Genomic DNA, 2,529 nt, shown 5'->3' on the forward strand with positions numbered 1-2,529 from the left:
AAGCTCTTTCCGTGGAGGGGCTGATCCCGCAGGGCTCGTTCCCCGCGCGGCTCTGCAAATTCTTCCTGAAATCGGACGCGAGTTACGCGCTGCCGCTGTTCCAACTCATCATGATTGCCTCGTCCTACCTGACCCAAGGCGGAGCAGCTCTGTGGATCAATGGGCTTGGCCGTCAGCGTCCAATCCTGTGGACAATCGCTCTCGCGTCGTCCGGCAGCTCGAAGACCCTCGCGACCGATAAGGTAGCGGAAATTCTGTTGCCGAAAGGGAATGACACCCCCCTGCGGATGTTTCCTACCGGGTCAACCGACGCCCAATGGATCATCGATTTGAAAGAGAACAACGGCGCCTACTGGTATCAGGACGAGGCGGGACAGCTGTTCCAGAATATCCTCAAGCATTCGAACTACACCCGCATCAAGCCGTGGATGCTCGATGCTTATTCGCACAAGCCAATCGCCAACCGTCTCAAGGGCGAGGAGACAAAGCTCGAGATCGAGGACCCGCACTTCACCTTTTTCGGGTTGAGCGTGCGGGAAACATGGGCGCGCAGCGTCGATGCCGCAAGCATGCTCGACGGCTTCTGCCAGCGCTTCAACTACGTGATCGCCCAGCCGCGGACAGACACCGACATGTTCGATCATTTCCTGTCGTTCTGCGGCGACGGGATTGACACCTGGAAGGCGGAGCTCAAGGAAATCTGGCAAGCTCTGTGCGCGCAGGAGAACGCACTTGGCACCTACCAGATGGATGGAGAAGTGCTGCCGTTCCTTGAGGGGTGGTGGCGCGGCCTGAGGACCGGCTGGGGCGACGGAGCGCTTCCCGCGTCCTTCATCCGGCGCACCGGTTTTTCCATTCTCAGCTACCTCGTCATCCTGCAATTCCTGCTCGGAAAGTCGCAGCGTCCGATCGATCTGGAAACCGCCGAACTAGCCACGAAGTATGCGGAGTATCATCTGGAGAGCACGCTCCTGATGATGCGCGAGTATGGCAGCGATCAGCGGGACCAGATCTGCAAGGTCGCCAACCTCCGGGAGGTGATGATGGCGGATGGCACTGCGAAGGTGACCATTCGAGATATCCAGCGGCGGCTCAGCAAGAAGCAGAGCAAGGAGCTGTCGAGGGACCGGATCGCGCAGATTCTTGAGGCACTCGATCGGCTGCAATTCGAGCCGGATCTCTTCGAGGGGGCGGATCGCGAAGGGGCCGATCTGTCTGAAACGTGCAGCGCAAAGTCGGCGCGTCTCATGGAGCGTTTTTTGCCAATTCGAGATCAGGCCAACCAGCGTGAAAAATGGCGAAACGAAAAGCGGATACAGGTTCTTCTGGAAAGGTATCGCAAGCAGAATAACAGCAAGGCCCATCTCGTGTTGAACCCGCGTTGTTCGAAGAGTTCGGATTCCAATGTGGTGAATATTTCTATGGATCGGGGCGGTGCCGGACGAAAAGCGTCCTGACAAGGACCTGCAATAGTGCGCGAGAACTATCGTGCACTATTTCTCTTCATTTTTTCTGTCCTGCCGATCCGGACCCATCTTCCGGTTATGAGCAAGACACTCTCGAACCTCCGCAAGACTGCCGCTCGTCGGGCAGCCATGCCTGTCCTTACTGTTCCCCAGATCGCGAAGCGGTGGCGACTGGACCCCGATACCGTGCGTCCGATCCTCCGGGCCCGCGATATTCCGAAAGCTCCCGGTCCTTGGCGCCATCCCCGCTACGCTTTCATGGACATTCTACGACTTGAGGGTGTTCAGGGAGAGCAGCTTGAGCGTCCGGAAGACTTCTCTGACCTGTCCGAGAAGCTGATGACTGCAACCGAGCTGGCCGAGCAGTTCGTATGCGTGCCTGCGACCATTCGAAATTGGGCGGCGCAGGATCTCATCCCGTCCATCCGCCTTGGCGGGTCCATCCGCTTTCGTCGAAGCGACGTGCTGGGGCCCGGCAATGCGAATTGAGCCGGTCAGGGCCAGTCTGCGCATTTTCTGCCGAATGGAAAAAAGTGAGGCAAACGCCCGCCTATACTCACCTCAATACGATTTGAAGTCATCTTTCTCATTTCGCTTTATCAGTGCCGAAATTCGAAAATATGACCTCAAAACGCATTGGCGAAGCCAAGTCAATTTTACACGCATAAACGCATAGGGAGAAAAATACATGATGTATCTAGACGAAGCCGTGGAGCGGCTGGAGGCGGGAGATTACCCCTACTCGAAGGATAACGCGAAAAAGATCCGGGGTTCGGCGCGTAAGTGCCAAAAACTTGCGGCCTACAATTGCCCACTCTCGATGATCCCGGTCGATGCCGAGGCCTTCCTGCGCAAGTGGGGGACCCATGTCGCCAACCGCGATGCGCCCGAGGGCTTCAAGACCTTCGGCCAGTTTTCGACCTGGCATTCGAACGTCAAGAGCCTGATGGAGCACGCCTCCGGACGGAGAGCAGAGCGCGATCTCCAGCGAAAGCAAGCTGACGACTGGTCGCGCCTGCATGACCAGGTAACTGGGCTGATCCGGATGCGCCGCGCCGGCAAT

At 57.7% G+C, this 2,529-nt stretch carries 3 protein-coding genes; all 3 read left to right on the forward strand.

What is annotated here, in order from left to right:
* The coding region (locus tag ACFDS3_RS20830; protein ID WP_375264232.1) for a DUF3987 domain-containing protein at positions 1 to 1,457 on the forward strand (1,457 nt) is incomplete at its 5' end.
* Between the two features lie 15 nt (positions 1,458 to 1,472).
* Positions 1,473 to 1,955, forward strand: coding sequence for a helix-turn-helix domain-containing protein (locus tag ACFDS3_RS20835; RefSeq protein ID WP_375264233.1), 483 nt, complete (start codon positions 1,473 to 1,475; stop codon positions 1,953 to 1,955).
* Between the two features lie 199 nt (positions 1,956 to 2,154).
* Positions 2,155 to 2,529, forward strand: a 375-nt coding sequence (locus ACFDS3_RS20840) for a hypothetical protein (protein WP_375264234.1), incomplete at its 3' end; no start/stop codon positions are given.

Source organism: Palleronia sp., assembly GCF_042089775.1.
Classification (GTDB): Bacteria; Pseudomonadota; Alphaproteobacteria; order Rhodobacterales; family Rhodobacteraceae; genus Palleronia.